3 protein-coding genes and 1 pseudogene are annotated in these 2,488 nt (G+C 41.7%); all 4 read right to left on the bottom strand.

The features are described 5' to 3' along the window. A partial coding sequence (locus AB4653_RS25150) for a pilus assembly protein N-terminal domain-containing protein (RefSeq protein WP_372105587.1) occupies positions 1-275 on the bottom strand: 275 nt, incomplete at its 3' end. A gap of 8 nt (positions 276-283) precedes the next feature. Next, complete coding sequence (gene cpaB, locus AB4653_RS25145; protein ID WP_009847499.1) at positions 284-1,033, bottom strand: Flp pilus assembly protein CpaB; 750 nt, start codon at positions 1,031-1,033, stop codon at positions 284-286. After that, positions 1,026-2,375 (bottom strand): ATP-binding protein, encoded by a 1,350-nt coding sequence (locus tag AB4653_RS25140; RefSeq protein WP_102257764.1) that lies wholly within the window; start codon positions 2,373-2,375, stop codon positions 1,026-1,028. The genes cpaB and AB4653_RS25140 overlap by 8 nt, the downstream gene beginning before the upstream one ends. Positions 2,376-2,414: 39 nt before the next feature. Beyond that, a pseudogene (locus AB4653_RS25135) lies at positions 2,415-2,488 on the bottom strand (prepilin peptidase); the annotation flags it as partial.

The raw sequence follows: 2,488 nt of genomic DNA, 5'->3' as shown, positions 1-2,488 counted from the left end.
ATATTAATCGACTCAATCAACTGTCCTCGTGAATCCCAAGCCATCAGATTTGTCGCACCTAACTTTTTACCAATCAAAAACACTTCGTTAGATTTTAAAATTACGATATCCAAAACATCAGGATCACCAAGTGAAACCTTGCTCGCTTTGCCGGATAACACCACATGTGTAGATTTATGGTGTGGAACCGTCACTGTTTTTCCCGTTTGCAATGCAGCAACACTTGCGGTCGAAAAACAAATCAGGCTCAAAAATAACGCTAATATAATTCTCATATCTCACCTCAATCCTTGACGCGCACACTGGATGTTTCCGTACCCTTGATAATGGTGACACTGGGTCTAGGCACGTATCGACGAACGACTTTTTTATCAACCTCATGAGGGTTTCTTAAGGTAAGCTGAATACTGCCTTTGCTCTTCGCCGTAAGAAGCTTCTCTGCATCTTTTGGGGTCACCTCAAGTGTTACCGCTCGAACTATGATAGGGCTGTTTTCTTTGGTTCTTGCTGTTTGGTCTACTGCTAACACTTTAATATCTTTCAACACTGTTCGAGTCGCCGCAGAGTTTTTGCCATAGGAAACGGTATTAAGAATATCGACCTTGTTTCCTGGTAATAGAAACCCTGCCACACCAATAACATCATCGACTCGAATAGTTACTGCTCGCTTATTTTCAGGAATCAACGCAGCGAGTGTTGAACCTTCACCAGGAACGGTAAAGCGCAACTTATGAAGCACCTCTCCTGCGTAGATAGTATTGGCGACAACTTTTCCAATTAGCTCGTTTTGATCTGAGTAATTATTTTCATTGATCCAATCCACTTCCATCAGCTTCGTCGTTAAGTACTGATCTTCAATTACGGTTCCAGCTTCAATTTCTTGAGATGCGACTACAACCGGGTGACGTTCAACCTCTTCAACTTCGATCGTCGGTTGAACTTGGTTATCCATCCATTGCTTAGCAAAAAATACAGCCGCTAAGCCGAATACTACGGACAGTAAAAACAATAGGAATACCTGACTCTTATTCATTATTTTCTTCCTCGTGTCCATCAGAGGTAAAATAGACTTCCCATGCCATGGAAAGAATATCGAAAGTAATAACGGGCGGGAGTTGCTCAAATGAAAGAATATCTTTGCTAATACCAGCGAGATCTTTAGGTAAGCAAGGGAAAAGCGGCACTTTGTATAGCGTGTGCATTTGAGACAATCGCTCAAAAAAACCATCTTGAAGTTCTACCCCTTTATCAGAAACGACACTCATCCATAAAGCTTCATAGTCTCGTTGGCAAAGAGGTTTAAATTCAATTTTATAACCCAACCGACGCAAGAACGCTGGGTCACTGATCTTATCCGGGTTTAAGTTGGTAGAGAAAGCGAGTGTGAGCACAAATGGCATCGTAACTTGCTGTCCATTCGGTAACGATAAGTAATCGAAGTAGTGCTCCATAGGTACAATCCAGCGATTAAGGAGGTTGTCCACTGGCATTGGTTGACGCCCGAGGTCATCAATAACCAAAATCCCATTATTTGCCATCACTTGTAAAGGCGCTAGCCAAACTCGGCTGTTCTCAGAATGATTAACTTCGAGCATATCCATGGTCAACTCTCCACCCACCTGGATATTGGGTCTTTCACAATTGAGCCAACGCTTGTCGTACTGATCTTTGAGAGAAACCAATGTTTCACTACCGTTACTGTCTAGCGGTTTATGATGTTGCGTAGAAAAAACTTTAATAATATTACCGAAGGCGTAAACGGCATAAGGGATAAACACCGAAGTATGCAAAGCATTGACGATACGTGTTGCTACAAACGTTTTCCCCGTACCAGCATGCCCATAAAGAAGTAGAGCCCTGCCGGAATTAATTGCAGGTCCCAACACTGATATCATTCTGTCGACTCCGTAGACGTCACTAAGAGCCGCTTCAACATGCGGTCGAGTAACCAATTCAGAGCGCAAATCTTGTTGATTCACAATATTGCTATATTGAGAGAGAGATACAGGAACAGGTCCTAAGTAAGCATCTCGAGTGAAAGCTAAATCCGCTTCTTCTATGCCTTTTTCAGACAGTGAATAACGGACATGGCTGTGTGAAGATGAGTCTAACGTTAAAGCTGAAGTTGGTTGAAAAACTTCAATGAATGATTTTTGTCTAAGTACCGCAAGTCCATTTTCTACAATATGTGTAACCACACATAAATAGTTAGATAGATCCAATACATCTGACTTAGGGTAAGCGGACAGGTGTTTGAGTAATAAATTTTCAATCACAACCTCAGGTACACCAAGCATTTCAATGGATGTAGGAACCACAGGAGCTGATATTTGAGGCTTTAAATTACTCGGGGACGGTATCCCACTAATATCCATATGTTCTCTCCAACACATCGAATAATGATTCAATTTAAATTACGTAAAATAGCTATACATCGCTAAGCCTATAACAACTGAAGGTGCGAAAGGCATCGTCACCTTATTTGAAT

Origin of the sequence: Vibrio sp. 10N.222.48.A3 (assembly GCF_041475345.1) — a bacterium.
Lineage (GTDB): Bacteria > Pseudomonadota > Gammaproteobacteria > Enterobacterales > Vibrionaceae > Vibrio > Vibrio tasmaniensis_A.
The sequence above is the reverse complement of the archived record's forward strand: the minus strand, read 5'-3'. Positions and strand labels throughout refer to the sequence as shown.